This window comes from Rhodanobacter sp. UC4451_H18 (assembly GCF_052978225.1).
Map to the genome: position 1 here is coordinate 3466907 of NZ_CM129663.1, position 26580 is coordinate 3493486.

The following is a 26580-nucleotide window of genomic DNA, read 5'->3' on the forward strand; positions in this document are numbered from 1 at the left end:
CCCGCCGCTGCGCGAGGCAGCGGCCACGCCCATTCGTCATGACCTATCTGTTGATCAAATCGTTGCACCTGCTGTTCGTGATCGCCTGGATGGCCACGGTGTTCTACCTGCCGCGCATCCTGGTGAACATGGCCGAAGCGGCGAACGAGCCGGCGGTGCAGGCGCGGCTGCAGCTGATGGGGCGTCGGCTGTACAAGTTCGGCCACAACATGTTCGGCATCGCGTTCCTGTTCGGCCTGGTGCTGTGGCAGGGTTGGCGGGTATTCCCGCAGAGCCTGCCGAACGTGGCCTCCGGCACGCACTGGATCGACGCCAAACTGACCCTCGTCGCGTTGTTGCTGGTCTACTTCACCTGGGCCGGGCGATTGCTCAAGCGCAGCGCAAAGGGCCTTGCGTTGCCCTCGGCGCGCACGTTGCGCTGGCTCAACGAGCTGCCGGTGCTGTTGCTGCTGGGCGTGATCTGGCTGGTGCTGGCCAAGCCGTTCTGAGGCTCTCCGCGACGCGCACGATCTGGGCTAGACTAGGATTTCGGCACCATCCACGAGACCAAGGTGGCCCGCGCTTGCGCCGGCCGAGTGTGCGACATGACGACTACGTGCTGCCACGACTGACCGCCACCACGCCTTCGTTTGTCAAAGAAAGGGCGTCAAGCCCTTTTTTGCTTTTCAAGAGAAGCTTTCGCGATGATCGAGATTACGCTCCCCGACGGCAGCAAGAAGCCGTTCGAACACCCCGTCACCGTGCAGGACGTGGCCGCTTCGATCGGCGCCGGCCTGGCCAAGGCCACGCTGGCCGGCAAGGTCGACGGCAAGCTGGTCGACGCCAGCTTCCCGATCGAACACGATGCCAGCCTGCAGATCGTCACCGAGAAGAGCCCGGAGGCGCTGGAGATCCTGCGCCATTCCACCGCGCACCTGATGGGCCAGGCCGTGCAGCGGCTGTTTCCCGGCGCGCAGGTCACCATCGGCCCGGTGATCGACAACGGCTTCTACTACGACTTCGCCTACGAGCGCCCGTTCACGCCCGAGGATCTGCCGAAGATCGAGGCGGAGATGCACAAGATCGTGGCCGAGCAATTGCCGGTCACGCGCAGCGTGAAATCACGCGACGAGGCGGTGGCGTTCTTCCGCGGCCTGGGCGAGAACTACAAGGCCGAGATCATCGAGGGCATCCCGGCCGACCAGGATCTGTCGCTGTATTCGCAGGGCGAATTCACCGACCTGTGCCGGGGGCCGCACGTGCCGAACACCGGCAAGCTGCATTCGTTCAAGCTGATGAAGGTGGCTGGCGCTTACTGGCGCGGCGACTCGAACAACGCGATGCTCAGCCGCATCTACGGTACCGCCTGGCTCAACGACAAGGACCTGAAGGCCTACCTGTTCCAGCTGGAAGAGGCCGAGAAGCGCGACCATCGCAAGATCGGCAAGCAGCTGGACCTGTTCCACCAGCAGGAAGAGAGCCCCGGCATGGTGTTCTGGCACCCGAACGGCTGGGCTATCTGGCAGCAGGTCGAGCAGTACATGCGCGGCGTGTACCGCAGCAGCGGTTACCAGGAGGTGCGTTGCCCGATGGTGCTGGACGTGTCGTTGTGGAAAAAGTCGGGGCACTGGGACAATTACAAGGAGAACATGTTCTTCACCGAGTCGGAGAAGCACACCTTCGCGCTGCGCCCGATGAACTGCCCTGGCCACGTGCAGATCTTCAATGAGGGCCTGCGCAGCTACCGCGACCTGCCGCTGCGCTATGGCGAGTTCGGCGGCTGCCATCGCAACGAGCCGTCCGGCGCGCTGCACGGCATCATGCGCGTGCGCGCGTTCACCCAGGACGACGGCCACATCTTCTGCACGCCCGGGCAGATCGAGCCGGAGGTCACCGCCTTTCACCAGCAGGCGATGCAGGTCTACGCCGATTTCGGTTTCGACAAGATCGAGGTGGCTCTGGCGCTGCGCCCGGACCAGCGCATCGGCGACGACGAGGTATGGGATCGGGCCGAGGCTGCGCTGCGGGGTGCCTTGGCGGCTGCCGGGGTAACCTGGACCGAGCTGCCGGGCGAGGGCGCCTTCTACGGCCCCAAGATCGAGTACCACATGCGCGATTCGATCGGCCGCGACTGGCAGGTCGGCACCATGCAGGTGGATTTCATGATGCCCGAGCGGCTGGGCGCCGAATACGTGGACGAGCACTCCCAGAAGCAGCATCCGGTGATGCTGCACCGGGCCATCGTGGGGTCCATGGAGCGTTTCATCGGCATCCTGATCGAGCACCATGCCGGCCTGCTGCCGACCTGGCTGGCGCCGGTCCAGGCGATGGTGTTCAGCATTACCGATGCGCAGGCCGGTTACGTTCGCGAGGTCACGCAAGCCCTTGTCGACAAAGGTTTCCGGGTACAATCGGATTTGCGCAACGAGAAAGTCGGCTATAAAATCCGCGAACATACGATGCAGAAAGTGCCTTATCTGCTCGTGGTCGGCGACCGCGAGAAAGAGACGGGCGCGGTTTCTGTCCGTACCCGTTCCGGCGAGGATCTGGGCAGCATGCCGCTGGCCGATTTCATCGGGCGACTGGAGACCGAAACCCGGCGTTGAACGCCGAACGGTCTGTTTCATTACTTCTTCTGGAGGATCGTGGTATCGCAACCACCGACAACAAGGGCAATCGTCGCAACCTGGAAATCCGCGTGCCGCGGGTGCGTGTCATTGGCGCAGATTCCGAGCAACTCGGCATCCTGACCCGTGACGAAGCGCTGGCGCTGGCGCAGGAAGCCGGCATGGATCTGGTCGAGATCCAGCCCAATGGCGATCCGCCCGTATGCCGCATCATGGATTACGGCAAGTTCAAGTTCGAAGCCCAGAAGAAAGCCCAGGCCGCCAAGAAGAAGCAGAAGCAGGTCGAGATCAAGGAAGTGAAGTTCCGTCCGGTCACGGACGTGGGCGACTACCAGATCAAGCTGCGCAACATGCTTCGCTTCCTGGAAGAGGGCGACAAGGTCAAGGTCACCATCCGCTTCCGCGGCCGCGAGATGTCGCACCAGGATCTCGGCCAGAACCTGGCCCGCAAGATCCAGGAAGACGTCGGCGACAACGGCCAGGTCGAGTCGTACCCCCGACTCGAAGGGCGCCAGATGGTCATGATGATCGGGCCCAAGAAGAAATAGGCTGTTCGCCTTTGCGGGAGTTCGCTCGCGGGCAATGCTCCTTTTGCCGTGTCTCCCGGAGCGGCCGCCCTCAATTGGGTAGCGGGCAAGCCCCGTGCCCTCTCCCCAATCCTCTCCGGAGGGGGAGGAGGCACGCGTCGGCACTTCGTGCTGGCGTTTGACCTTTTGAACCCGTATGATTACGGGTTCGACCCGCCGGAAGGGTCGTGCACCGGTCATGGCAGGACGGAAAGAGCAACCCGCGGTTGCCGCCAGATCAGTCAGAAACGGGATCATTCCCACTCAAGGAGCATTCCATGCCCAAGATCAAGACCAACCGGGCGGCTGCGAAGCGTTTTCGCAAGACCGCATCCGGCAAGATCAAGTGCGGCCACGCATACAAGTCGCACATCCTGACCAAGAAGTCGACCAAGCTGAAGCGTGGTCTCCGTGCCCCGAACCACCTCAAGGCGTGTGACGCGCCGGGCGTGGCTCGCATGCTGCCGTACTTGTGAGGAGATAGACCATGGCTCGTGTAAAGCGTGGCGTCACCGCTCGTCGTCGTCACAAGACCATCATCGGCCGCGCCAAGGGCTACTACAACGCCCGCCGCAAGGTCTTCCGCGTCGCCAACCAGGCCGTCATCAAGGCTGGTCAGTACGCCTATATCGGCCGCAAGCAGCGCAAGCGCCAGTTCCGTGCACTGTGGATCGTGCGCATCAACGCTGCCGCGCGCATGTTCGGGCTGTCCTACAGCCGTCTGATCAATGGGCTGAGCAAGGCCGGCATCACCGTCGACCGCAAGGTCCTGGCTGATATCGCCGTGCATGACATCAAGGCGTTTGGGGCCATCGCTGACAAGGCGAAGGCCGCCCTGGCTGCTTGATCGTCGCTTGCGACGATAGAATGTGAATCAAGCGGGGAGGAGGCCACACGCCTCCTCCCCGTTTTCGTTTTTGCACGTCCGAACCGGGACCGCACCGATGGATGATCTGGAACGCCAGGCCGCGCAGGCGCTGGCTGGCATCGAACAGGCCGAGACGCTGGATACGCTGGAGTCCCTGCGCGTGGGTCTGCTGGGCAAGAGCGGCATCGTGACCGCCGCGCTGAAGACCCTGGGCACCCTGGCGCCCGAGCAGCGCAAGGCGCGCGGTGCCGAAGTGAACCGTGTCAAGGAGCGCCTCGTCGACGCACTGGCGACACGCAAGGCCGTGCTGGAACAGGCCGAGCTCGACCATCGGCTTGCCTCCGAGGCGATCGACATTTCGCTGCCCGGCCGCGATGGCGAGCGCGGCGGCATTCACCCGATCACCCGCGCGCTGGAACGCATCGCGTCGATTTTCGCGCGGCTCGGCTATCAGCGCGCCGACGGCCCCGAGATCGAGGACGACTGGCACAACTTCGAGGCGTTGAACTTCCCGCCGCACCATCCGGCGCGCGCGATGCACGACACCTTCTACTTCGGCGACGGCCGTCTGCTGCGCACGCATACCTCGCCGGTGCAGATCCGCACGATGGCCGGTCGCCAGCCGCCGATCCGCATCATCGCGCCGGGCAAGGTCTACCGCAGCGATTCGGACCAGACTCACTCGCCGATGTTCCATCAGATCGAAGGCCTGCTGGTTGACGAGACTTCCAGTTTCGCCGACCTCAAGGGCACCCTGGCCGAGTTCATCCGCGCGTTCTTCGAACGCGATTTCGAGATGCGTTTCCGCCCCAGCTATTTCCCCTTTACCGAGCCTTCGGCCGAGGTCGACATCCGCTGGGAGACCGAGGATGGCCAGAGCCGCTGGCTGGAGGTGCTCGGCTGCGGCATGGTGCATCCGAACGTGCTGAAGAACTGCGGCATCGATCCGGAGCGCTACACCGGCTTCGCCTTCGGCCTCGGCGTGGAGCGCTTCGCCATGCTGCGCTACGGCGTCTCCGACCTGCGTGCGTTCTTCGAGAACGATCTGCGGTTTCTCAGGCAGTTTGCATGAACGGGAATCGGGAATGGGGGGCAGGGAATCGTAGAGGCGGCCTCGGTGCCGTGGTTTTTGCCTTTCCCATTCCCGATTCCCGATTCCCCATTCCCGGATCCAAACCATGAAATTTTCCGAAAACTGGTTGCGTGAACTGGTCGAGGTCAAGGCTGACCGTGCGGCATTGGCGCATGCGCTGACCATGGCCGGGCTGGAGGTGGAAGAGCTCACGCCACTGGGCGAGGGCCTGACCGGCGTGGTGGTGGCCGAGATCGTCGCAGCCGAAAAGCATCCGCAGGCCGACCGGCTGCAGGTGTGCAAGGTCGATGCAGGGCAGGGCGAGCCGCTGCAGATCGTCTGCGGTGCGCCGAACGCGCGGGTGGGCATCAAGGTGCCGCTGGCCACCGTTGGTGCGCAGTTGCCCGGCGATGTTTCGATCAAGGCGGCCAAGCTGCGCGGCGTCGAGTCGTTCGGCATGCTTTGCTCGGCGAAGGAATTGGGCATCGATGCCGATGCCTCCGGCCTGCTGGAACTGCCGCTGGATGCGCCGGTGGGCCAGCCGCTGGCTGCCTACCTCGGCCTGCCCGATGCCAGCTTCGAACTGAAGCTCACCCCGAATCGCCCCGATTGCCTCGGCCTGCTCGGCCTGGCGCATGACGTGGCTGCGCTGTTCGGCAGTCACGTGAAGACCGTCGCGCAGGCGGCGGTGCCCGTGAGCAGCGAAGCGCGCCGCGGCATCCGCCTGGAGGCGGGCAAGGATGCGCCGCGCTATCTCGGGCGCATCATCGAAGGCATCGACCTGGCGGCGAAAACGCCGTTGTGGCTGGCCGAGCGCCTGCGCCGAGCCGGCCTGCGCCCGATCAACGCGGTGGTCGACGTCACCAATTACGTGATGCTGGAACTGGGCCAGCCGCTGCACGCGTTCGACAACGACACGCTGGACGGCGACATCGTGGTGCGCCATGCGCGCGCCGGCGAGACACTGAAGCTGCTCGATGGCAGCGAAGCAAAGCTGGATGACGGCTTCGTGCTGATCGCCGATGAGAAGAAAGCGCTGGCGGTAGCCGGCGTGATGGGCGGTCACGACTCGCGCGTCACCGACGTCACGCGCAACGTGTTCCTGGAGTCCGCGCACTTCGCCCCGGCCGCGATCATGGGCCGCGCGCGCAAGCTGGGCTTGCACACCGACGCCTCGCACCGCTTCGAACGCGGCGTCGATCCGGGCTTGCCGCGTCGCGCGCTGGAGCGCGCCAGCGAACTGCTGCTGGCGATCGCCGGCGGGCAGGCCGGCCCGGTGCTGGTGGCCGAGAACGCCGCCGACCTGCCGCAGCCGGTGCCGGTGACCTTGCGCCGAGCACGCCTGAAACGCGTGCTCGGGGTGGACGTGGCCGACGCCGAGGTGGCACGCATCTTCACCGCGCTGGGCATGCGGGTGGAAACGATCGGCGATGGCTGGCGGGTCACCGCGCCGAGCAGCCGCTTCGACATCGAGCGCGAGGAAGACCTGATCGAGGAGGTCGCGCGCATCTTCGGCTACGACAAGATTCCCACCCATTCGCCGTCCGGCGCGCTGGTGCTGGCGATCGAGCCCGAAGCGCGCATCAACGAGCTGGCGCTGCGCGAGCAATTGGCGGCACGGGGTTACCACGAAGCCGTCAACCTGTCGTTCGTGGCGGCCGAGTTGCTCTCCCGCTGGGGCTTCAACGAACAACTGGTGCCGCTGGCCAATCCGCTGTCGGCCGACCTGGCGGTGATGCGCCCCTCGCTGCTGCCGGGCCTGGTCGAGGCGTTGCGGCACAACCGCGCACGCCAGCAGGGTCGCGTGCGCCTGTTCGAAGTGGCGCGGGTGTTCCGGCAAGGCGCGGCCGGGTGCGAGGAGCCGGGCATCCACGGCCTGACGCATCCGCAGGCCGGCGAACCACCGGTGGAAACCCCCAGCCTGGCCGTCGTGGCCAGCGGCAACGCGCGCGCCGAGCAATGGGGCGAGCCGTCGCGCCTGCTCGATTTCCACGATCTCAAGGGCGACCTGGATACGCTGATCGCCTGGGGCGGCGAGCCGGAGCGCTGGTCGATCCATGCCGATGAGCTGCCGTCCTGGCTGCATCCGGGCCGCGGCGCCCGGGTCGCGCGCGACGGCGAGACGGTCGGCTATCTCGGCGCCCTGCACCCCCGGCTGGCGCGGGAGCTCGATCTGGGCCCCGACGTGCATGTGCTGGAGGTGGCGCTGGAGCCGCTGCTGGCCCGCCGCCTGCCCCGGGCGACCGCGATCCCGCGATTTCCTGCGGTGCGCCGCGATATCGCGATGGATTTGCCGGAAAGCGTCAGCTGGTCACGGATCGAGCACACCGTTCGCGGCACGCTGGGCGCGCGGTTGCGGGAGCTGCGGCTGTTCGACCGCTACAGCGGCAAAGGCGTCGAAGCAGGCCGAAAGAGTCTCGCTATGGGCTTGATTTTGCAGGACGCTTCACGCACCCTTACAGACGACGACGCGGATCACTGGGTACGCGAAGCGGTGAACGCGTTGGAGCAGACATGCCAGGGGAAACTGCGAGGATGAGATGGCGCTGACCAAGGCGGAAATGGCCGAGCGGCTTTTCCTCGACGTGGGCCTCAACAAGCGTGAGGCCAAGGAATTCGTGGATGCCTACTTCGAGGTGGTGCGTGGTGCGCTGGAGAACGGCGAGCAGGTGAAGCTGTCCGGGTTCGGCAATTTCGACCTGCGCATGAAAAACCAGCGGCCGGGGCGCAACCCCAAGACCGGCGAGGAGATCCCGATCTCCGCGCGGCGGGTGGTGACCTTCCGACCGGGGCAGAAACTCAAGGTGAGAGTCGAAAGCTATGCTGGATCAAGGGAATAACACCGAACTGCCGGCCATCCCGGCCAAGCGCTACTTCACCATCGGTGAAGTGGGCGAGCTGTGCGGTGTGAAGCCCCACGTGCTGCGTTACTGGGAGCAGGAGTTTCCGGCCCTCAACCCGGTCAAGCGCCGCGGCAACCGCCGCTACTACCAGCGCCACGACGTGCTGATGATCCGTCAGATCCGTTCGCTGCTGTACGACGAGGGTTTCACCATCACCGGTGCGCGCGCGCGCCTTGAAGGCCCGCAGGCACGGCTGGAATCGAGCATGTCGCACCAGATCGTGCGCCAGGTGCGGATGGAGCTGGAGGAAGTGCTGACGTTGCTGCGCCGCTGAGCGACATCACGCTTCCGGCAGCGCACCACAAGCTGCTAGAATCGCCGTTTCGTCGGGGCGTAGCGCAGCCTGGTAGCGCATCTGCCTGGGGGGCAGAGGGTCGTCGGTTCGAATCCGGCCGCCCCGACCAAGTGATTTCGCACATGAAAAAAGCGCCCATCGGGCGCTTTTTTCATGTGCGGAAATGGGAAATCGAAGAAGCGGTGCCGCCGCATCGCCAGCTCTTCCGATTCCCGATGCCCTTTCCCCATCCCCGGCCTAATACAGCACTCGGGCGCGCAGCGTCCCCGGAATCGTCGCCATCTGCGCCTTCAACGCATTCGCCTGGGCCTCGTCGGCGCTGACGTCGATCACCACGTAGCCGACTTCGCTGTCGGTCTGCAGGAACTGCGCGTCGATGTTGAGGTTGCCGGCGGAGAACAGTTCGTTGATGCGCGACAGCGTGCCGGGCACGTTGCGGTGGATGTGCAGCAGGCGGCGGCTGTGCGGGTGTTCGGGCAGGGTGACCTCGGGGAAGTTCACCGCCGACAGGGTGGAGCCGTTGTCGCTGTAGCGCACCAGCTTGCTGGCCACCTCGATGCCGATGTTGTCCTGCGCTTCCAGCGTGCTGCCGCCGATGTGCGGAGTCAGGATCACGTTGTCCATGCCCGCCAGCGGCGAGACGAAGGCGTCGTCGTTGCCTTTGGGTTCGAGCGGGAACACGTCGATCGCCGCGCCGGCCAGCCGCTTCTCGCGCAGTGCCACGGCCAGCGCATCGATGTCGACCACGCTGCCGCGCGAGGCGTTGATCAGCATGGCGCCGGCGTGCATCTTCGCCAGTTGTTCGGCGCGGATCATCAGCTGCGTGGCCGGGGTCTCGGGCACGTGCAGGGTGACCACGTCGGCGCGTTCCAGCAGTTCGTCCAGACTGGATACGGCGCGGGCATTGCCCAGCGCCAGCTTGGTCTCGATGTCGTGGAAGATCACCCGCATGCCCAGGCTCTCGGCCAGTACGCCGACCTGGGTGCCGATGTGGCCGTAGCCGACGATGCCGAGCACCTTGTCGCGCGTCTCGTAGCTGCCGTTGGCCGACTTGGCCCAGCCGCCGCGGTGGCATTGCGCGTTCTTCTGCGGAATGCCGCGCAGCAGCATGATCGCCTCGGCAATCACCAGTTCGGCCACGCTGCGGGTGTTGGAATAGGGCGCGTTGAACACCGGCACGCCGGCCAGGCGGGCGGCGCCCAGGTTCACCTGGTTGGTGCCGATGCAGAAGCAGCCCACCGCAATCAGCCGCTTGGCCTGCGCCAGCACTTCGGCGGTGAGCTGCGTGCGCGAACGGATGCCGATGATGTGGGCTTCGCCGATGCGCGCCTTGAGTTCGTCCTCGGGCAGCGACTTGGCGTGCAACTCGACCTGGCTGTAGCCGGCCCGATGGAATACCTCCACCGCGCTGGCGCTGACCCCCTCCAGCAGCAATACCTTGATGTCCTGGCGCGGATAGGAGGTCTGCATCTTCGTGGCGTGTCCGGTGGCGGCGGTCGGTCCAGAGTAGGCGAGGAATTGCCGCACTGCAACACTGGACGCGCTCCGGCGCGACTGGCAGTCTGTGTGGATGCCCCCGGAGCCGCCGCATGTCCGATGACCGCCTCGCCGACCTGTCCCGCCGACTGCCCGAACTGCGCCTGCTGACGGCCGCGGCCGACCTCGAACACTACGGTCGCGACTGGACCCGCCGCTGGACGCCGGCGCCGCTGGCAATCGCCTTGCCGACGTCGGTGGAAGAAGTGCAGGCGATCGTGCGCTGGGCCAACGAGCAGGCGGTGGCGATCGTGCCATCGGGCGGGCGTACGGGTCTGTCCGGCGGCGCGGTGGCGGCGAACGGCGAGCTGGTGCTCAGCCTGGAGCGGATGCAGCGCGTGCTCGGCTTCGATGCAGTCGATCGCACCCTCACCGTGCAGGCGGGGATGATCCTGCAGCACGTCCATGACGCGGCACGCCAGCATGGCCTGATCTATCCGGTCGATTTCGCGGCGCGCGGCTCGTGTTCGATCGGCGGCAACATAGCCACCAACGCCGGCGGCATCCGGGTGATCCGTTACGGCAACACGCGCGAGTGGATCGCCGGGTTGAAGGTGGTGGCCGGCAACGGGGAGCTGCTCGATCTCAACCGCGGCCTGGTGAAGAACTCCAGCGGCTACGATTTTCGCCAGTTGCTGGTCGGCTCGGAAGGCACGCTGGGCATCGTGGTGGAGGCGACGCTGAAGCTCACCGATCCGCCGCTACCCTCGCAGGTGATGCTGCTGGCGTTGCCGGACATGGACGCGCTGATGCAGGTGTTCGCGCTGTTCCGCGCGCGGCTGGTGCTGCAGGCGTTCGAGTTCTTCACCGATCACGCCTTGCGCCACGTGCTGGCACACGGCGCGCAGCGCGCCATCGACGGCGATTATCCGTACTACGTGGTCACCGAGTTCGATGCTGCGGACGAGCGGCAGCAGGAAGCAGCGTTGGCTGCATTCGAGCTGGCACTGGAACAGGGCTGGGTCAGCGACGGCGTGATCGCGCAGAGCGAAGCGCAGGCAGCCGCGCTGTGGCGCCTGCGCGAAGGCATCACCGAGAGCCTGGCGCCGCGGCGGCCGTACAAGAACGACATCTCGGTTCGGGTCGGCGCGGTTCCCGCCTTTCTGCACGACATGCAGGCGTTGCTGGCGCGCGAGTATCCGCAAGCCGAGGTGGTCTGGTTCGGTCACATCGGCGACGGCAACCTGCACATCAACGTGCTGCGGCCGGATGACCTGGCCGAGGCCGCGTTCATCGAGCAGTGCGAACACGTCACCCATCTGCTGGCGGATACCCTGCAGCGCCATGGCGGCAGCATCTCGGCGGAACACGGCATCGGCCTGGTCAAGCGGGCCTATCTGGACAGCACCCGCAGCGCGGCGGAGATCGACCTGATGCGCGGCGTGCGCAAGGTGTTCGACCCACGCGGCATCCTCAATCCCGGCAAGCTGTTTGCTGGCGATTGAGGGCCTGCAAACCGTGCCCGTGCTAGCCTTGGCGGCTTGTCTGTGGATTCGAAGGAGCCGTCATGCCGTCGTCGCCGCTGCGTTCGCTGTATCCCGAGATCGAGCCGTTCGACCGCGGCATGTTGCCGGTGTCGCCGCTGCACACGTTGTACTACGAGCAGAGCGGCAATCCGCACGGCAAGCCGGTGGTGTTCCTGCACGGTGGCCCGGGCGGCGGCACGAATCCGAAATGCCGGCGCTTCTTCGATCCGGCGGTCTATCGCATCGTGCTGTTCGACCAGCGTGGCTGCGGCCAGTCGACCCCGCATGCCGAACTCGCCGACAACACCACCTGGGACCTGGTCGGCGACATCGAGCGCGTGCGCGAGCACCTTGGCATCGACCGCTGGCAGGTGTTTGGCGGTTCGTGGGGTTCGACCCTGGCGCTGGCATACGCGCAGACCCATCCGGACAAGGTGACCGAGCTGGTGCTGCGCGGCATCTTCATGCTGCGCCGGGAAGAGCTGGAGTGGTTCTACCAGAAGGGTTGCGACGCGCTGTATCCGGACGCATGGGAAACCTATCTGGCTGCAATCCCCGAGGTGGAACGCGGTGACCTGATGAGCGCCTACCACCGCCGCCTGACCAGCGACGACGCGGCGGTGCGCAGCGCGGCCGCGCGCGCCTGGTCGGTATGGGAAGGCGCCACCAGCTTCCTGTGGCAGGACAAGTCGCACATCGAATCGAGTGCCGCGGACGACTTCGCGCTGGCCTTTGCCCGCATCGAATGCCATTACTTCGTCAACGGCGGCTTCTTCGAACACGACGATCAGTTGCTGCGCAACGTGGATCGCATCCGCCATATTCCGGCCGTGATCGTGCAGGGCCGCTACGACGTGGTGTGCCCATTGCGCAGCGCATGGGATCTGCACCGTGCCTGGCCCGAAGCCGACCTGCACATCGTGCAGGACGCCGGCCATTCGGCGTTCGAGCCGGGCATCCTGCACCAGTTGCTGGAAGCCACCGACCGCTTCGGTCGCTGAGCCCGGTCAACGTGCGAAGGCCGCCGGTCGGCGGCCTTCGCCAGTGTGTTCAGTGCAGCCGCCGGTGGATCAGCGGCACGAACAGGTCCACCACGAAGCCGTCATGGTCCGAGACGCCGATCGCCCGCGTCCAGTCGCTGGCATTGGCGGCGTCGTCGACGGTCTGCGCCGGCGCGTCGAGGTCGGCACGGCCGAACTGCATGCGCAGGAAGCGCAGCCGCGCCGGCACGTTGAGCAGGGCGTGGTCCAGCACCTGGAAGGTCGGCACGGTGCGCCCGGGGTTGCCGCTGCCGGCCCTGGTGTAACCCTGGATCTCGCCGAAGTTCTGCGTGTAAAGGAACGAGTAGCGATCGTCGGGCGGCACCGTGTTCACCGCGTTCCACAGCGCCGGCTGCACGATATTGTGGCCGAGCTTGAGCAGGTTCTGGTTGTCGTCGTAGCGGCCGGCGACCAGGTTCACCACGTCGGTCCAGCCATCGGTGAACTGGTAGGCATTGAAGTCGCCCACCACCAGCAGCGGCATGCGCGGATCGGCCTGCTGCAGCGCCTGCACCTGGCTGGCCAGCGATTTTGCCTGCAGGAAACGCTTTTCCCGATCACGCTCCGCGGCGGCGGTATTGTCGTCGACGTTCGAGCGCGCCTTCATGTGCACGGCAATCACGTGGAAACGCGTGCGGCCTGCCTGCGCGGTGAGCAGCAGCGGCGGGTGGTCGTGGATGAAGGCGGTGTGGCCGTCGTCGTCCCAGGTTTCGCCGGCGGCGAGTTGCTGCACCGAGAGCACCTGCACGTGGTCGCGGCGCACCAGGAATCCGACGTTGATGCCGCTGGGATCGTGGCCGGGCAGCAGGTAAGCGTCGTACGCCACGCCATAGTCGGCAAGAATCTGCGTAGCCAGGCCCTGCAGCAGCGGCCGGGTTTCCACTTCCTCCACCGACAGCACGTCGGGCAGCTGCAGCACGCTGCCGACATAGCTGGACAGGCGGCGGGTCTTCAGCGCGACGGCGTCCGGCGTGGGCTCCTTGCTCCCGCCGCTGCAGGTGTAGGTGGTGTCGAACACGCTGTCGCAGAAGCGCTCCATGTTGAACGCGCCGATGCGCAGCGCCAGCAGCGGGGTGGGCGAGACCGGCCGTGGTATCGGCGCGGCGTACGCCAGCCGGAACTGCGTCGGGATGAAGGTGTAGGCGCCGAAGTCGTAGGAGATCACGCCCTCGGCCCGGAACGTGCTGCCGGCGTTGAACGGCGTGTTCAGCGGCACCGCACCGAAGTCGGCAGTGTTCATCTTGAACACTTCCGGGTTGCCGCTCCAGTTGGGCAGGTCCACGCCCGCAGGCACCGGCACGCCGAACACCACGCCGGGCTGGCGCAGCGAGCGCCGGCCATTGGCGGTGATGCTGACCTCCGCATACGGTTCGCTGCTGAAACGCTTGTTGCCGGTGTTGATCATGCCGTGATCGATGCGCACACGCATGCTCATGAAGCACTGGAAATTGGTGGTGCCGCAGGAGAGCTGGTCCGGATCGGGCGAGGGCGTGCGCCGGTCGAACACGACGGCGCGCGGCAGGCGCACGTGGCGGCCGACCACGCTTATCGTCGGGTTCTTCAACTCGGTGAGGCCGTAGTAGTCGTCCACCACCGCCGCGACGTCCACCGCCTCGCCCACGCTTACCGTCGGTGCGGCGTTGGTGAACACATACACGCCATTGGACGTCAGCGGGCTGGCGTCGGCGCGCGCGTCGGGCGTCTGCATGGTGAAGCCCAGCGGGCCCACTGCGGTGACCACGTTGCCGTAGGTCAGCACCGACTTGCCGAGCAGGGCCGCCCACTGCCCGCTGCCGTTGATCTGCCAGATCTCCGCCTGCACCGGGATGTCGTAGTGGATGGTGCCGATGGCGGTGGCGTCGCCCAGCGCCACGCCGTCGCCGGGATCGCTCAGCGTGACGCTGAAGTCCTTGTCGTCGGCCGGCGTGGAGCGCCCATGCACGACCACGTTGAAGCTGGCCTGGGTCTCGCCCGCGGCGATGGTGAGGGTAGTGTCGAGCGCTTCGTACTCCACGCCCGCGGTGGCGCTGCCGTTGGCGGTGGCCACGTGCACGCTGGTGCCGCCGCTCGGCGCCGGTTCATTCATGGTGATGGTGAACGGCATCGCCACGTCGCTGGCGCCGTGCACGCTGATGCTGGCGTCGGCAATCGACAGCGACGGGCCCATGGCCACGCAGGTGCTGGCGCTGTTGTGCGGCTGGGTCGGGCTCACGGTGACGAAATCGGCGCTGTTGTCGCCGGAGTTCTGCGGCAGGCCGGCCGCGGTCTGCCGCCGCTGGTAGCCTTGGTCGATGTTGCTGCTGCCCAGCGAGGCCAGCGGCGTGCCCGCCTTGTAGGCCGAACCGGTGCTGAGGCCCACCTGGTCGACGATGTTGCCGTCGGCGTCGAGCAGGGCCAGGCCACCGGTGTCGGTGACACCGGTGGCGTAGGTGAGATCGCCCGGCACGCTGCCGGAGTAGCCGCCGCTGGCGCTGTTGGTCAGCAGCAGGTGGCAGCCCGACGCCAGTTGCGTGCCGGCGGGGAAGGTAAGCCGCGTGCCGATCGTGCCGCTGGCGTTGGAGGCGTTGAACTTGTACGCGGACAAGTCAATCGCCGCAGGGCCGGCGTTGAACAGTTCGACGAACTCGTCGTTGCCGCCGGCGGGGCCGCGAACCCGGAACTGGTCGATGCTGACGTCGGCAGCCTGTGCGGCGAACGTCGAGGCGATGCCGGCCAGCAGCAGCCACAGGCCGCGTTGCGCGAGCTTTGCGAACATGGTTTCTCCCCCGATGACGTCCGGTCAGCCGGAACGCGCCGAGTTTAGTGGCGCCTTGTGACCGTGCCGTGAAACCGCGCATGCCGCTTCCGCGGCGATCTGGCGCTCAGCCGGCGGGCAGCTGCTTGGTGCCGAAGATCTTGTCGCCGGCGTCGCCCAGGCCGGGCAGGATGTAGCCGTTCTCGTTGAGCCGCTGGTCGATGGAGGCGGTGTAGATCTCGATATCGGGATGGGTCGCGGTGATGCGTTCGAGCCCTTCCGGCGCGGCGACCAGGAACAGCCCCTTGATGCGCTTGCAGCCGGCCGCCTTGAGCATGTCCACGGTGGCGACCAGGGTGCCGGCGGTGGCCAGCATGGGGTCGACGATCAGCGCGATGCGCTCGTCCATGCGGCCGGTGAGTTTCTCGTAGTATGTGACGGGCTTGAGCGTGTGCTCGTCGCGTTGCAGGCCGACCACGCTGACCTTGGCCGCCGGAATCATGTCGAGCACGCCGGGCAGCATGCCCAGGCCGGCGCGCAGGATCGGCACGATGGTGATCTTGCGGCCCTTGATCCGATGCACGTGCAGCGGTCCGGCCCAACCCTCGATCTCCTCCTCGACCGTCTCCAGATCCTTGGTGGCCTCGTAGGTGAGCAGGGCGGCGACTTCGGAAGCCAGTTCGCGAAACTCCTTGGTGCTGATGCCGGCGCGGCGCATCAGGCCCAGTTTGTGCTGGATCAGCGGATGGCGGACTTCGACGATCTTCATCGGTGGACGGTCTGGTGGCGGCGCCGGGCGCGACAGTCCGGGAGCTTAGCGAAGCGGTGCTGTCCACGCACGCCGGCATGGACAGCACCGCGATGCGTCAGGGCGCGGCGGCCGCTCCGCCCTTCAGGCAGGAGCTCATGAACGCCTTGCGCTCGGCACCCTTGAGCGCCTTGGTCTTGGCGTCCGCGTTGCAGCTCTTCATCTTCGCGTGCTGGGCCGTGTCGGTCGACGCCGCCGCGGGCGCCGAGGCATGGCCTTTCAGGCAGGAGCTCATGAACGCCTTGCGCTCGGCGCCCTTCTTGCCGGTGGCCTGGTGGTTGCAGTCGATCATCCGCTGCTGCTGGGCAGTGTGCGGCTTGGTGGATGCCGCCGGGGTCGCCGGGCTGGCTGCGAAGGCGGTGCCGGCAAAGGCGAAGGCGGCGCTGATGGCGAGCAGGCGCAGTGACAGTGACATGGTGAATCCTCCCTGGGTGACCGGCAGCTGCCGGCCGGATCAGTCTAGGCAGGGGGACACCGTCAGGGCAGTCGGCAAGTTCTTACGTGCATGAAGTATTCAGCTGCGGCGAAACGTCGTGTTTCGCCGCAGCCGGTGTGGGTGGCCGCGCGGCTCAGGCCGCTTCGGCCTTGGCCTTGCGCGGGCCTTCCAGCAAGGCCTTGCGCACGTGGGCGACGATCAGGTCGACCTCGGCGCTGGTGACCTTGAAATGCGGGGTGAAACGCAGCGAGTTGACGCCGCCATGGATCACGCCGATGCCGTGCTCGCGCATGAATTCCTCGGTCGAATCGGCGCCGAAGCATTTGTACTCCGGGGCCAGTTCGCAGGAGAACAACAGCCCGGTGCCCTGCACCTTGGTGATCAGGCCTCCCAGCTCGTGCTTGAGCGCGCCAAGCTTGTCGACGAACTCCTTGCCGCGCTCGCGGATGTTCTGCCGCACCTCATCGGTCAATTCGCCCAGCGTGGCCAGCGCCACGTCGAGTGCGCGCGGGTTGGCAGTCATGGTGTTGCCGTAGATGCCCTTGCGGTACAACCCGGCGGCGCGGTTGCCCACCGCCAGCACCGACAGCGGGTACTGGCCGGCGTTGAGCGCCTTGGAGAAGGTTTCCATGTCCGGCGCCGGCAGTTTCTCGAAACCGGGGTAGTCGGTGATCGACAACACGCCGTGTGCGCGCAGCCCGGCCTGGATGGAATCGACCAGCAGCAGGGTGCCGTGCGCTTCGGTCAGCTCGCGGGCGGCACTGTAGAACTCCGGCGTCACCGCCCGGCCCGGGTCGCCTTCGCCCATCACCGGTTCCAGGAACATGGCCTCGATGAACCAGCCGTGCTTGTCGGCATCGGCGAACACGGCCTTCAGTTGCGCCACGTCATACGGCGCCACCGTGATCACGCTCTCCTCGTGGCGGTAGCTGGCCAGGTTCTGCTGGTAGGTCTTGCGCGAGGAGTCCGAATACAGCGCCGGCGCCTCGGTGCGGCCGTGGAAGGCGCCCTTCACCGCCAGTCGCTTGATCGTGCGGCCCGCATGGCGCGCGCCGGCATCGGTCATCGCCTTGGCGTTGACGTCCGCGATGCGGCAGGCCAGCGACACCGACTCGGAGCCGGAGTTGAGGCACAGGTAATGTTCGTACGGATTCTTGCCGCGGTTGCGGCCGAGCTCCTTGTTCAGTGCGGCGGTGAAACGCATCTGCGCCACGCTGGGCGACATCACGTTGGCCATCACCTGCGGGCGCGACAGCGCCGCCAGGATGGCCGCATCGTTGTGGCCGAAACCCAGCATGCCGTAGCCGCCGTTGTCGTGCACCACGGCGCCCTTCAGCGTGACGATCCACGGCCCGCGCGCGGCGGCCGGCAGGTACGGGTTGATCGCGTCGTCCGGGTAGAAATTGACGAAACCCGCCTGTGCCTTGGCCAGTTGCTCGGCTTCGTCGAGCTTGAGGAAATCCCCCAGCTCGTCGCGCAGCTCGCGGTGGCGCGCGACGGCCTCGGCGACTGCCTGGCCCAGCAGCGGATCGTTCGCCGCCATGCGCTCGATGCTGGCGTCGTCCAGGCCGGTGGTGCGGGGCTTGCCGCCGAATTCGCGCAGTTCGCGCAGCTGGTTGATCACACCCATGACATTCTCCTCGTAGACGTCGGCGCCTCGCACCCAGCGCGAAGCAGGCCGCTCGATCCGCGCGTGGGCGTCGTGGGCCGGAAATCCTTGCGTAGCGCAAATTCCAGCGTGGCGAGCCCGCGTCGGGGCGCCCGGACGTGCCGGTCGCGCAAGATCATTGGCCCAGCATAACGCGCCCGGGCAGGTCTCCGGTACCCCCGGCATGACGGCTGTCACCCCCGATGACTGACGCCGGCGCATGGGCAATCGGCCGCGAAATGCCCAAGCTGCGGGCATCGAGGAGGATCATGTCGATGACTGTTTCCGAGCAGGTGGTGGCCCGGCTGGCGGGCGTGGAGAAGCGCTACGGCCGCCTGGTCGCGCTGGACAATGCCGGTTTGCAACTGCGCCGCGGCGAGTTGCTGGCCCTGCTGGGCCCCAACGGCGCCGGCAAGACCACCGCGATCAGCCTGCTGCTGGGCTTGCTGCGCGCCGATGCCGGCACGGTCGAGCTGTTCGGGCGCGATCCCCGGGATGTCCGCGCACGCCGGCGCATCGGCGTGATGCTGCAGCACGCCGAACTGCCCGGCACGCTGCGGGTGGGCGAACTGTTGCGTCTGATTGCGAGCTATTACTCGGCCCCCCGCAGCATGGCGGAGAGCGCCCGCATGGCCGGTGTCGACGACCTGCTGGCTCGCCCCTACGCGAAGCTGTCCGGCGGCCAGCAGCGGCGCGTGCAGTTCGCGCTGGCGCTGTGCGGCCGGCCCGAGCTGCTGTTCCTGGACGAGCCGACCGTGGGCATGGACATCGAGGCGCGGCAGAGGCTGTGGGCGGCGATCAGCCAATTGCGGGCCGAGGGCTGCGCGGTGCTGCTGACCACGCATTACCTGGAGGAAGCCGAGGTGCTGGCCGACCGGGTCTGCGTGATGGCGCGCGGGCGGGTGATCCACGAAGGGACGGTCGAGGCGCTGCGCGCACGGATCGCGACCCGGCGCATCCGCTGCGTCAGCACGGTGGATGCCGGCGTGGTCGGCGGCTGGCCTGCGGTCACCGCGGCGGAACGGCGCCAGGACCGCCTGCACGTGACCACCGACGCGGCCGAAGCGGTGGTACGCCGCCTGCTCGACGCCGACCCGCAACTGAGCGAGCTGGAAGTGCAGCGCGCCGGCCTGGCCGAGGCATTCACCGAACTCACCCGCGAGGCCGAACAGGGCTTGCCCGAAACACGCCGCGAGGTTGCCTGAGATGGATCAAGCCATGTCGATTCCGCTTGCCGCCGCGATGCCGATGTCGCGCCGGCGCGTGCTGGGCGCCTACCTGGCCGAGATGCGCAGCGAATGCCTGCGCTACCTGCGCGCGCCGGGTTTCATTCTGCCGATGACGCTGTTCTCGACGGTGTTCTACGTGATGTTCGGCGTGTTGCTGAACCACGGCGAGGCGTCGCGCTACCTGCTGGCCAGCTATGGTGCGTTCGGCATCATCGGACCGGGCCTGTTCGGCTTCGGCGTCTCGCTGGCGATCGAGCGCGATGGCGGCCTGCTCACGCTCAAGCGTGCCTTGCCGATGCCGCCTGGCGCCTACCTGCTGGGCAAGATGGTGATGGCCATGATCGCGGCCACCGTGGTGATCGCGCTGCTGCTGCTGATCGGCATCTTCCTGGCGCACGTCAGTCTGTCGTGGGGCCAGATGCTGGCGCTGGTCGCCACCGGTGCTTTCGGCGTACTGCCGTTCTGCGCGCTGGGCATGTTCGTCGGCACCTTGCTCAAGGGGCAGGGCGCGCCGGGGCTGCTCAACCTGGTCTATCTGCCGATGGCGTTCCTGTCCGGCCTGTGGCTGCCGCTGTCGATGTTGCCGCGGATGCTGCAACAGATCGCGCCCGTCTGGCCCAGCTATCACCTCAACCAGCTGACCCAGGCGGCGGTGGGTCTGAACCATGGCCCTGTGCTGGGCCACGTGCTGGCGCTGGCCGGTTTCGCTGCGGTTTTCCTGTGGCTGGCGGCGCGGCGTTTGCACCGGAACGGTTGAAGTAGGATCACCCTCATGACCAATCTGCGGGAGCCTGGCGTCATGCACAAGCGCATCGTCCAGTTTCTGACCCCGGCGCCGGACTCCGCGGCGGCGCGCAACATGCATCGCGGCAAATCGCCGTGGGTGGATGCTGTGCACCTGTTGTGGTCGGCGTGGATCTTCGTCGTGCCGGTGTGGAACAACGACGGCTGGAGCACGCGCTGGGTCGTCACCACTCTGGTTAGCTATCCGCTGTTCCTGCTGCTGTATTACCGGTGCATCGCGGGGCCGCGTGCGCAGGTCCGCGCCGGCGCCCTCGCGTTGGTGCTGCTGAGCATGTCGTTGCTGCCCTGGTACCCCAGCGGGCTGACCTATTTCATCTATGGCTGCGTGATGCTCTGCACCAGCGTGGGTCGTTTCCGCGCCTATCTCGGCTGGCTGGCCGGGCTCAATGTGGTGTTGCTGGCCGAGACCTCGCTGCTCGGTTACCCATGGCAGGCCGTGTTCTCCATCCCGCTGACCTCGTTCATCATCGGCATCATCATCAAGGCCGAGCATGGCAGCGAGGAGAAGGACGCGCAGCTGCGGCTCTCGCACGAAGAAGTGCGTCGGCTGGCGGCCACTGCCGAGCGCGAGCGCATCGGCCGCGACCTGCACGATCTGCTGGGCCATACCCTGTCGCTGATCACGCTGAAGCTGGAGTTGTCACGCAAGCTGTTCGACCGGGACCATGCGGCGGCCAGGCGCGAAGTGGAAGAGGCGGAGAAGGTGGCGCGTCACGCCCTTGCCGAAGTGCGCAGTGCGGTCAGCGGCATCCACGCCACCGACCTGGCGGCCGAGCTGGCCTCGGCGCGGCTGCTGCTGGAATCCTCCGGGGTGTGCATGGAATACGCGGCACCGCCGACCGACTTGCCGCAAGACACCGAACGCAGCCTCTCGCTGATCCTGCGCGAGGCGGCGACCAATATCGCGCGCCACGCGGCGGCAAGTTGCGCGAACGTCGACTTCGTGCGCGAGCCTGCCGGCGTGCGCATGAGTATCCGTGACAACGGCCGCGGCGGCATCGACGGCGCCGGCAACGGCCTGCGCGGCATGCGCGAGCGCGTGCGCTCGCTGGGCGGCACGCTGGAGATCAGCTCGCCGTTGCGCGGCGGCACGACCATGCTGGTCAGTGCGCCGCTGCCGGTGCTGCGACTGGTCGCCATGCCAGCGACCGCTGCCGGCGGCGTGGTGCCCGCGGCGCAGGGTGGGCATTCGGCCGCCTGACGATCGAAGCCATCACGATGGAGCTTTTCCAATGCCGCTGAAGCAATCGCCACGAGGCGCCGCATGATCCGCGTGCTGCTGGCCGAGGACCAGGCGATGGTGCGCGGCGCACTGTCGGCGCTGCTGAGCCTGGAGCCGGACATGGAGGTGCTCGGCTCCGCACCCGACGGCGAGGCGGCGTGGCGGGAGATGCAGCGCCTGAAGCCCGATGTGCTGGTCACCGATATCGAGATGCCCGGCCTCACCGGGCTGGAGCTGGCCCAGCGCATCCAGCGTCACGACGAGCTGCCGGTGAAGGTCATCATCGTCACCACCTTCGCCCGCCCTGGTTTCCTGCGTCGCGCGCTGGACGCCGGCGTGTCGGGCTACCTGCTGAAGGACGCTCCCGCCGAGAACCTCGCCGAGGCGTTGCGCACCGTACACCGCGGTGGGCGCGCGATCGACCCGCAGCTGGCGCTGGAAGCCTGGTCCGAAGCCGACCCGCTGAACGATCGCGAACGCCAGGTGCTGCGCCTCGCCGGCGAGGGCCAATCCGCCGGCGACATCGCCGCAAAACTCAACCTCTCGCACGGCACCGTGCGCAATTATCTGTCCGAAGCGATCGGCAAACTCGGCGTCGGCAACCGCATCGAGGCGTATCGGCTGGCGCGGCAAAAAGGCTGGTTGTAAGTTTTTCCGATATTCGATAAAAAAATGCTTGCGCGTGGTTGTTAATAGGTGTAACGTCCGCAGCCCTCGCCTTTTGGCGACCATCAGATAAAAGAGTTTCCATGTCGTTCCGCATAACCCAGATGAGCACACCATGCACGTCGCAGTATTGCCGCGATGCAGGCCTGTTCATGCGCGGCGAATGGCTCGACTTGGCAATCGTCTGCCGATAATCGACTGATCCCTTTGCGGAGATCGGTCACCCCGATCTCCCGAGGCAACGCGAACGCCCTCGGGTCGCCAACCCCGGGGGCGTCTTGTTTTTGCCGTTCGCAGGGGATGCGCATGCATCGAACAAGGTTTGCGGAATCCGTTTCGCCCTGAGGCATCCGGTCAGCCATGGCCGAGGCAGGGGCGCAGCTGCGAAGGCGCTTGCGCGCTGCGTCCCGGTGCTTCGGCGCGGGCTGTGCGAGAAACGGATCACCACGTATCGGGCAACCATGCCCGCACCTATTGCCGGTTGGTGACAGCCGGCAATCGGGAACATCGAACCGACCGGCTCCAGCGGCATGGGCTCAAGCCCCATCCGGTGCGCGCGGCTTTGCCGGCGGCGTATGCCGGGGTCTGCCGGGCGGTGTTCCACAACGACGACGTTGGCTCAGCGGTAGAGCGGCAGGTTCGTTCCTGCAAACGCCGGTTCGATTCCGGCACGTCGGCCACTGGATAGCTCAGAGGGGTAGAGCATCGGTCTTGTAAACCGAGTGTCGCGGGTTCGACTCCCGCTCCAAACCATGACCTGTCACGTCATGACCAGGAACGAAAGTTCCGACCAGGAAACGCCTCGTGCGGCGCCTGGCCTGCAAGCCACGGAGGGTTTGCGGATCAGGCAAGGCGGCGGTGGCGGGGCCGGGCCCACGTCCCGACAGCGGGCAAGCGGATATCGAAGCGATTGTCTTGCAGGCATTCGCCGGAATATCCGGTCCCCGCCAACGCACGTCGGCTCCGCCCCATTATCGTCAGGAGGCGTTTCCGCCTTATTCGCTTTCATCGGCGCATGACGTCGATTATCCCGCGAGGGAGGGGCTTTTGCGGCCCGATTATCTGCAATGTTAATGCGTCGTACCGATCCGGCGACGCAGTCGGCTTATCCCACGGATCGAAACAAGGATTGACGGAAGGAGTATCAACATGTTCTGGATCAAGCAAATCGTGATCGGCGACGGCGAGCGCGGCTTGCTGTATCGCAACCGTCGTTTCCAGCGCGTACTGCCGCCGGGCGTGTACCACTTTGTCGACCCGTGCAAGCGTATCGCGGCCAGCGTGCACAACCTGGCCAAGCCCGAGTACACCGGCGCCGACACTGACGTGCTGATGGCGCTGATGGATGGTGCGCTGGCCGAATGCTTCGACGTGGCCGACATCGGCACGCAGCAGGTTGGCCTGGTGCTCAAGAACGGCAAGCTGGAGGACGTGCTGGCACCGGGTACGCGCAAGCTCTACTGGAAGGGCCTGGTGCCGGTCGAGGTGCAGGCGGTGTCGCTGGCGGAAACGCTGGAAGTCGATGCGCGCGTGGCCAGCCGACTGCGCCAGCTGGGCGTGCTCGGCAAGGTCGCGGTGATGGTGGACGTGCCGACGGAGTCGGCAGGCCTGCTGTTCATCGACGGCAAGCTGGTGCGTACGCTGGCACCGGGGGCCTGGGCGTTCTGGAATTTCCAGAAGAACGTGGCGGCCGAGGTGGTCGAGCTGCGCGTGCAATCGCTGGAGGTGTCGGGCCAGGAACTGCTGACCCGCGACAAGGTGAGCCTGCGGGTGAACCTGGCCGCCAGCCTGCGCGTGACCGATCCGGTCGCCGCGCGCACCAAGGTGGTCAAGTACGGCGACTACGTCTATCGCGAGCTGCAATTCGGCTTGCGCAAGGCGGTGTCCGGCAAGACGCTGGACGAGCTGCTGGGCGACAAGGCTTCGCTGGACGCGGACATCTTTGCCTACGTGCGCGGCCGTGTCGTCGAGCTGGGCGTGGAAGTGCTCGGCGTGGGCGTCAAGGACGTGATCCTGCCGGGCGAGATGAAGGACATCCTGAACAGCGTGGTGCAGGCGGAGAAGGCGGCCCAGGCCAACGTGATCCGCCGGCGCGAGGAGTCGAACGCCACCCGTTCGCTGCTCAATACCGCGCGGCTGATCGAGGAGAGCCCGGTGCTGATGCGTCTGAAGGAGCTGGAGGCTCTGGAGAAGGTCACCGAGAAGATCGACAAGCTCACCGTGTTCGGCGGCCTGGACGGCGTGCTGAACCAGCTGGTGAGCCTCAAGCAGTAACCTCGCGGCGATCGCACGGAAGCGCTCGCCGCGATCCATTCAAGGAAAGAAGAGATGAGCAACCAACAGTACGAGTTTCTGCATGCCGAAGGCAGCGCCACGCCGATCAAGGGCTGGGTGCATGGCGTGCCGCTGGAAGATGCCGCGAGGCAGCAGCTGCGCAACATCGCCATGCTGCCGTTTGTCGGTCCGTGGGTCGCGGTGATGCCCGACGTGCACCTGGGCAAGGGCGCGACGGTCGGTTCAGTCGTGCCCACGCGGGGCGCGATCATCCCGGCTGCGGTCGGCGTGGACATCGGCTGCGGCATGGCCGCGGTGCGCACCACGCTGCGCGCCAGCGACCTGCCGGACAACCTGGCCCAGCTGCGTTCCAGCATCGAGCGCGGCGTGCCGGTCGGCAACGGCCGTGGTGGCGACCATCACAAGCTGCCGGACAGCATTGAGACGCAACTGGCGCAATCCGGGCTGGTCGCGCGGCTGGAAGCAATCAAGGCGAAGCATCGCAAGATCCGCACCGACAAGCTGGGCCGGCAGATCGGCACGCTGGGCGGTGGTAACCACTTCATCGAGGTCTGCCTCGACGAATCGGACGCCGTGTGGGTGATGTTGCACTCGGGTTCGCGCGGCACCGGCAACCTGATTGGCAGCTACTTCATCGAGCGGGCGCGCGAGGAGCTGGCGCAGCGCGTGCTGGGTTTCGACCTGCTGGACAGAGACCTGGCCTTCTTCATGGAAGGCGAAGCATTGTTCGACGACTACGTGGAAGCGGTGTCCTGGGCGCAGGACTACGCCCAGGCCAACCGCGAGGCGATGATGGCGAGGGTGTTGGCCGAGATGCGCCACCGGCTGCCGAAGTTCCAGTTGGAAAAGCTGGCGGTGAACTGCCACCACAACTACGTGCAGAAGGAAACGCACGGTGGCGAGGACTTGCTGGTGACCCGCAAGGGTGCGGTGAGCGCGCGGGCCGGCGAGCTGGGCATCATCCCGGGCAGCATGGGTACGTGCAGCTACATCGTGCGTGGCAAGGGCAATCCTGAAAGTTTCCACAGCTGCAGCCACGGCGCGGGCCGGGTGATGAGCCGTACCGCGGCGCGCCAGCGGATCACGCTGGCGCAGCATCGGGAGGCCACCGCCCATGTCGAATGCCGCAAGGACGCGGCGGTGATCGACGAATCGCCGGCGGCGTACAAGTCGATCGACGCGGTTATGGCGGCGCAGTCCGACCTGGTCGACGTGGTGCACACGCTGCGCCAGGTGCTGTGCGTGAAGGGATGAAGCCGGCGCCGCTCCGCGAGGGGCGGCGTCTTTTCGCGCGTGCCCCGGCGCGCCGGCTGCGGGATAATGTCCCGTTTTCCGATGCCGGCCGCAGCCTTGAAGAAGTCCGATTTCGATTTTGACCTGCCGCATGAGCTGATCGCGCAGGCCCCGTTGCCCGAGCGTTCGGCCAGTCGCCTGTTGCTGCTCGACGTGGCCGCGCAGTCGCGGCAGGACCGCATGTTTCGCGAGCTGCCCGACTTCCTGCGTCCGGGCGACCTGCTGGTGTTCAACGACACCCGCGTGCTGCCGGCGCGGCTGTACGGGCGCAAGGACACCGGCGGTGCGGTGGAGATCCTGATCGAGCGGGTTACCGGCGCGCATGAGGCCACCGTGCAATTGGGCGTCAGCAAGAAGCCCAAGGAAGGCGCACAGATCGAACTGGCCGACGGCAGCCATGCCGTGGTGTTGGGCCGCGACGAAGGTTTCTTCCGGCTGCGCTTCGAGGCGCCGGAGCCGCTGGAGAGGCTGCTGCTGAAGCTGGGCGAGATGCCGTTGCCGCCGTACATCGAGCGGCACGCCGACGCCAGCGACATGGAGCGCTACCAGACGGTGTTCGCGCGCGAGCCCGGCGCGGTCGCTGCGCCCACCGCCGGCCTGCATTTCGACGAGGCGATCCTGGATCAGCTGCGCGAGCGCGGCGTCGAGTTCGGCTACATCACCCTGCATGTGGGCGCCGGCACCTTCCAGCCCGTGCGCGCGGTCAATCTCGAAGATCACCACATGCACACCGAGTGGCTCAATGTCGGCGCGCACCTGGTCGAGCAAATCCGACGCACGCGCGCCAGCGGAGGGCGGGTGATCGCGGTCGGCACCACGGTGGTGCGCGCGCTGGAAAGCGCCAGCAAGGATGGCCAGGTGCATCCGTTCGCCGGCGAGACGCAGATCTTCATCTTCCCCGGCTACCGCTTCAGCAGCATCGACGGCCTGCTCACCAACTTCCACCTGCCGCAGTCGACCCTGCTGATGCTGGTGTCGGCGCTGGCCGGGCGCGAGTTCATGCTGGACGCGTATCGCCACGCGGTCGAGCAGCGCTACCGCTTCTTCTCCTACGGCGACGCCATGCTGATCCTGCCGCACGGCGCCTGAGCGA

The 26580-nt window shown here is 66.6% G+C and carries 23 protein-coding genes and 3 tRNA genes; 21 read left to right on the forward strand and 5 right to left on the reverse strand.

The window, feature by feature from the left end; genetic code table 11:
* The first annotated feature begins 38 nt into the window (after positions 1–38).
* From ACVCMG_RS15530 to ACVCMG_RS15575, 10 genes are all read left to right on the forward strand, one after another.
* Positions 39–488 (forward strand): CopD family protein, encoded by a 450-nt coding sequence (locus tag ACVCMG_RS15530; RefSeq protein ID WP_395119725.1) that lies wholly within the window; start codon positions 39–41, stop codon positions 486–488.
* Positions 489–683: 195 nt separating this feature from the next.
* Complete coding sequence (thrS, locus tag ACVCMG_RS15535; RefSeq protein WP_447114507.1) at positions 684–2585, forward strand: threonine--tRNA ligase; 1902 nt, start codon at positions 684–686, stop codon at positions 2583–2585.
* A 44-nt stretch (positions 2586–2629) separates the two neighbouring features.
* Complete coding sequence (gene infC / locus ACVCMG_RS15540) at positions 2630–3154, forward strand: translation initiation factor IF-3 (protein ID WP_395121221.1); 525 nt, start codon at positions 2630–2632, stop codon at positions 3152–3154.
* A gap of 296 nt (positions 3155–3450) precedes the next feature.
* Positions 3451–3648 (forward strand): 50S ribosomal protein L35, encoded by a 198-nt coding sequence (gene rpmI / locus ACVCMG_RS15545; protein WP_395119723.1) that lies wholly within the window; start codon positions 3451–3453, stop codon positions 3646–3648.
* Positions 3649–3659: 11 nt separating this feature from the next.
* A complete protein-coding gene (gene rplT / locus ACVCMG_RS15550; RefSeq protein ID WP_136257363.1) occupies positions 3660–4019 on the forward strand; it encodes a 50S ribosomal protein L20 in 360 nt (119 codons plus the stop codon).
* Positions 4020–4116: 97 nt separating this feature from the next.
* Complete coding sequence (gene pheS / locus ACVCMG_RS15555; RefSeq protein ID WP_395119722.1) at positions 4117–5112, forward strand: phenylalanine--tRNA ligase subunit alpha; 996 nt, start codon at positions 4117–4119, stop codon at positions 5110–5112.
* 106 nt (positions 5113–5218) lie between these two features.
* Positions 5219–7651: a phenylalanine--tRNA ligase subunit beta gene (gene pheT / locus ACVCMG_RS15560; RefSeq protein ID WP_447114508.1), complete on the forward strand. Its 2433-nt coding sequence runs from the start codon at positions 5219–5221 to the stop codon at positions 7649–7651.
* A 1-nt stretch (position 7652) separates the two neighbouring features.
* Positions 7653–7952, forward strand: a complete 300-nt coding sequence (gene ihfA / locus ACVCMG_RS15565; protein ID WP_395119720.1) for an integration host factor subunit alpha — start codon at positions 7653–7655, stop codon at positions 7950–7952.
* Positions 7933–8289, forward strand: a complete 357-nt coding sequence (locus ACVCMG_RS15570; protein WP_077513841.1) for a MerR family transcriptional regulator — start codon at positions 7933–7935, stop codon at positions 8287–8289. The genes ihfA and ACVCMG_RS15570 overlap by 20 nt, the downstream gene beginning before the upstream one ends.
* A 53-nt stretch (positions 8290–8342) precedes the next feature.
* Positions 8343–8419 (forward strand) — tRNA-Pro (locus ACVCMG_RS15575).
* Between the two features lie 128 nt (positions 8420–8547).
* On the opposite strand, the gene serA is transcribed toward ACVCMG_RS15575, so the two are convergent.
* The gene (gene serA / locus ACVCMG_RS15580; protein ID WP_447114509.1) at positions 8548–9780 is read right to left on the reverse strand and encodes a phosphoglycerate dehydrogenase; all 1233 of its coding nucleotides are present in this window, start codon (positions 9778–9780) and stop codon (positions 8548–8550) included.
* A 119-nt stretch (positions 9781–9899) separates the two neighbouring features.
* Between serA and ACVCMG_RS15585 the strand changes: the two genes are divergently transcribed.
* Positions 9900–11291 (forward strand): FAD-binding oxidoreductase, encoded by a 1392-nt coding sequence (locus ACVCMG_RS15585; protein ID WP_395119718.1) that lies wholly within the window; start codon positions 9900–9902, stop codon positions 11289–11291.
* 62 nt (positions 11292–11353) lie between these two features.
* Positions 11354–12313 carry a prolyl aminopeptidase gene (gene pip / locus ACVCMG_RS15590; RefSeq protein WP_395119717.1) on the forward strand — a complete coding sequence of 320 codons (960 nt, stop codon included), beginning with the start codon at positions 11354–11356 and terminating at the stop codon, positions 12311–12313.
* A gap of 49 nt (positions 12314–12362) precedes the next feature.
* Here pip and ACVCMG_RS15595 read toward each other — a convergent pair whose 3' ends face one another.
* The 4 genes from ACVCMG_RS15595 to ACVCMG_RS15610 all read right to left on the reverse strand — a co-directional run bounded on the left by ACVCMG_RS15595 (position 12363) and on the right by ACVCMG_RS15610 (position 17960).
* A complete protein-coding gene (locus tag ACVCMG_RS15595; protein ID WP_447114510.1) occupies positions 12363–15107 on the reverse strand; it encodes a lamin tail domain-containing protein in 2745 nt (914 codons plus the stop codon).
* A gap of 106 nt (positions 15108–15213) precedes the next feature.
* Positions 15214–15855, reverse strand: a complete 642-nt coding sequence (gene upp, locus ACVCMG_RS15600) for a uracil phosphoribosyltransferase (RefSeq protein ID WP_447106494.1) — start codon at positions 15853–15855, stop codon at positions 15214–15216.
* Between the two features lie 97 nt (positions 15856–15952).
* Positions 15953–16309 carry a PsiF family protein gene (locus ACVCMG_RS15605; protein WP_447114511.1) on the reverse strand — a complete coding sequence of 119 codons (357 nt, stop codon included), beginning with the start codon at positions 16307–16309 and terminating at the stop codon, positions 15953–15955.
* Between the two features lie 154 nt (positions 16310–16463).
* A complete protein-coding gene (locus tag ACVCMG_RS15610) occupies positions 16464–17960 on the reverse strand; it encodes an aminotransferase class III-fold pyridoxal phosphate-dependent enzyme (protein ID WP_395119713.1) in 1497 nt (498 codons plus the stop codon).
* A 293-nt stretch (positions 17961–18253) separates the two neighbouring features.
* On the opposite strand from ACVCMG_RS15610, the gene ACVCMG_RS15615 reads away from it, so the two are divergent.
* From ACVCMG_RS15615 to queA, 9 genes are all read left to right on the forward strand, one after another.
* A complete protein-coding gene (locus ACVCMG_RS15615) occupies positions 18254–19183 on the forward strand; it encodes an ABC transporter ATP-binding protein (RefSeq protein ID WP_447114512.1) in 930 nt (309 codons plus the stop codon).
* 1 nt (position 19184) lies between these two features.
* A complete protein-coding gene (locus ACVCMG_RS15620; protein ID WP_395119711.1) occupies positions 19185–19964 on the forward strand; it encodes an ABC transporter permease in 780 nt (259 codons plus the stop codon).
* Between the two features lie 15 nt (positions 19965–19979).
* Complete coding sequence (locus ACVCMG_RS15625) at positions 19980–21212, forward strand: sensor histidine kinase (RefSeq protein ID WP_447114513.1); 1233 nt, start codon at positions 19980–19982, stop codon at positions 21210–21212.
* 63 nt (positions 21213–21275) lie between these two features.
* Positions 21276–21881, forward strand: a complete 606-nt coding sequence (locus ACVCMG_RS15630; RefSeq protein WP_395119709.1) for a response regulator transcription factor — start codon at positions 21276–21278, stop codon at positions 21879–21881.
* A gap of 627 nt (positions 21882–22508) precedes the next feature.
* A tRNA-OTHER gene (locus tag ACVCMG_RS15635) sits at positions 22509–22579 on the forward strand.
* Positions 22580–22652: transfer RNA gene (locus tag ACVCMG_RS15640), tRNA-Thr, on the forward strand.
* 396 nt (positions 22653–23048) lie between these two features.
* Entirely contained in the window at positions 23049–24173 is a 1125-nt protein-coding gene (locus ACVCMG_RS15645; protein WP_447114514.1) for a slipin family protein, read from the forward strand.
* A 54-nt stretch (positions 24174–24227) separates the two neighbouring features.
* On the forward strand, positions 24228–25448 hold the full coding sequence (locus ACVCMG_RS15650) for an RtcB family protein (protein ID WP_447114515.1): 1221 nt from the start codon (positions 24228–24230) through the stop codon (positions 25446–25448).
* Between the two features lie 96 nt (positions 25449–25544).
* Entirely contained in the window at positions 25545–26576 is a 1032-nt protein-coding gene (queA, locus tag ACVCMG_RS15655) for a tRNA preQ1(34) S-adenosylmethionine ribosyltransferase-isomerase QueA (protein WP_447107146.1), read from the forward strand.
* Positions 26577–26580: the final 4 nt, after the last annotated feature.

What these genes read in the sequence shown, in the direction of transcription:
- ACVCMG_RS15630 (WP_395119709.1), top strand. Translation starts at nt 21,276, where the DNA reads ATGATCCGCGTGCTGCTGGCCGAGGACCAGGCGATGGTGCGCGGCGCA.
- rplT (WP_136257363.1), top strand. Translation starts at nt 3,660, where the DNA reads ATGGCTCGTGTAAAGCGTGGCGTCACCGCTCGTCGTCGTCACAAGACC.
- pheS (WP_395119722.1), top strand. Translation starts at nt 4,117, where the DNA reads ATGGATGATCTGGAACGCCAGGCCGCGCAGGCGCTGGCTGGCATCGAA.
- ACVCMG_RS15650 (WP_447114515.1), top strand. Translation starts at nt 24,228, where the DNA reads ATGAGCAACCAACAGTACGAGTTTCTGCATGCCGAAGGCAGCGCCACG.
- serA (WP_447114509.1), bottom strand. Translation starts at nt 9,780, where the DNA reads ATGCAGACCTCCTATCCGCGCCAGGACATCAAGGTATTGCTGCTGGAG.
- ihfA (WP_395119720.1), top strand. Translation starts at nt 7,653, where the DNA reads ATGGCGCTGACCAAGGCGGAAATGGCCGAGCGGCTTTTCCTCGACGTG.
- ACVCMG_RS15620 (WP_395119711.1), top strand. Translation starts at nt 19,185, where the DNA reads ATGGATCAAGCCATGTCGATTCCGCTTGCCGCCGCGATGCCGATGTCG.
- ACVCMG_RS15605 (WP_447114511.1), bottom strand. Translation starts at nt 16,309, where the DNA reads ATGTCACTGTCACTGCGCCTGCTCGCCATCAGCGCCGCCTTCGCCTTT.
- ACVCMG_RS15585 (WP_395119718.1), top strand. Translation starts at nt 9,900, where the DNA reads ATGTCCGATGACCGCCTCGCCGACCTGTCCCGCCGACTGCCCGAACTG.
- ACVCMG_RS15595 (WP_447114510.1), bottom strand. Translation starts at nt 15,107, where the DNA reads ATGTTCGCAAAGCTCGCGCAACGCGGCCTGTGGCTGCTGCTGGCCGGC.
- pheT (WP_447114508.1), top strand. Translation starts at nt 5,219, where the DNA reads ATGAAATTTTCCGAAAACTGGTTGCGTGAACTGGTCGAGGTCAAGGCT.
- ACVCMG_RS15615 (WP_447114512.1), top strand. Translation starts at nt 18,254, where the DNA reads ATGACTGTTTCCGAGCAGGTGGTGGCCCGGCTGGCGGGCGTGGAGAAG.
- thrS (WP_447114507.1), top strand. Translation starts at nt 684, where the DNA reads ATGATCGAGATTACGCTCCCCGACGGCAGCAAGAAGCCGTTCGAACAC.
- pip (WP_395119717.1), top strand. Translation starts at nt 11,354, where the DNA reads ATGCCGTCGTCGCCGCTGCGTTCGCTGTATCCCGAGATCGAGCCGTTC.
- ACVCMG_RS15610 (WP_395119713.1), bottom strand. Translation starts at nt 17,960, where the DNA reads ATGGGTGTGATCAACCAGCTGCGCGAACTGCGCGAATTCGGCGGCAAG.
- ACVCMG_RS15570 (WP_077513841.1), top strand. Translation starts at nt 7,933, where the DNA reads ATGCTGGATCAAGGGAATAACACCGAACTGCCGGCCATCCCGGCCAAG.
- upp (WP_447106494.1), bottom strand. Translation starts at nt 15,855, where the DNA reads ATGAAGATCGTCGAAGTCCGCCATCCGCTGATCCAGCACAAACTGGGC.
- ACVCMG_RS15625 (WP_447114513.1), top strand. Translation starts at nt 19,980, where the DNA reads ATGACCAATCTGCGGGAGCCTGGCGTCATGCACAAGCGCATCGTCCAG.
- ACVCMG_RS15530 (WP_395119725.1), top strand. Translation starts at nt 39, where the DNA reads ATGACCTATCTGTTGATCAAATCGTTGCACCTGCTGTTCGTGATCGCC.
- ACVCMG_RS15645 (WP_447114514.1), top strand. Translation starts at nt 23,049, where the DNA reads ATGTTCTGGATCAAGCAAATCGTGATCGGCGACGGCGAGCGCGGCTTG.
- rpmI (WP_395119723.1), top strand. Translation starts at nt 3,451, where the DNA reads ATGCCCAAGATCAAGACCAACCGGGCGGCTGCGAAGCGTTTTCGCAAG.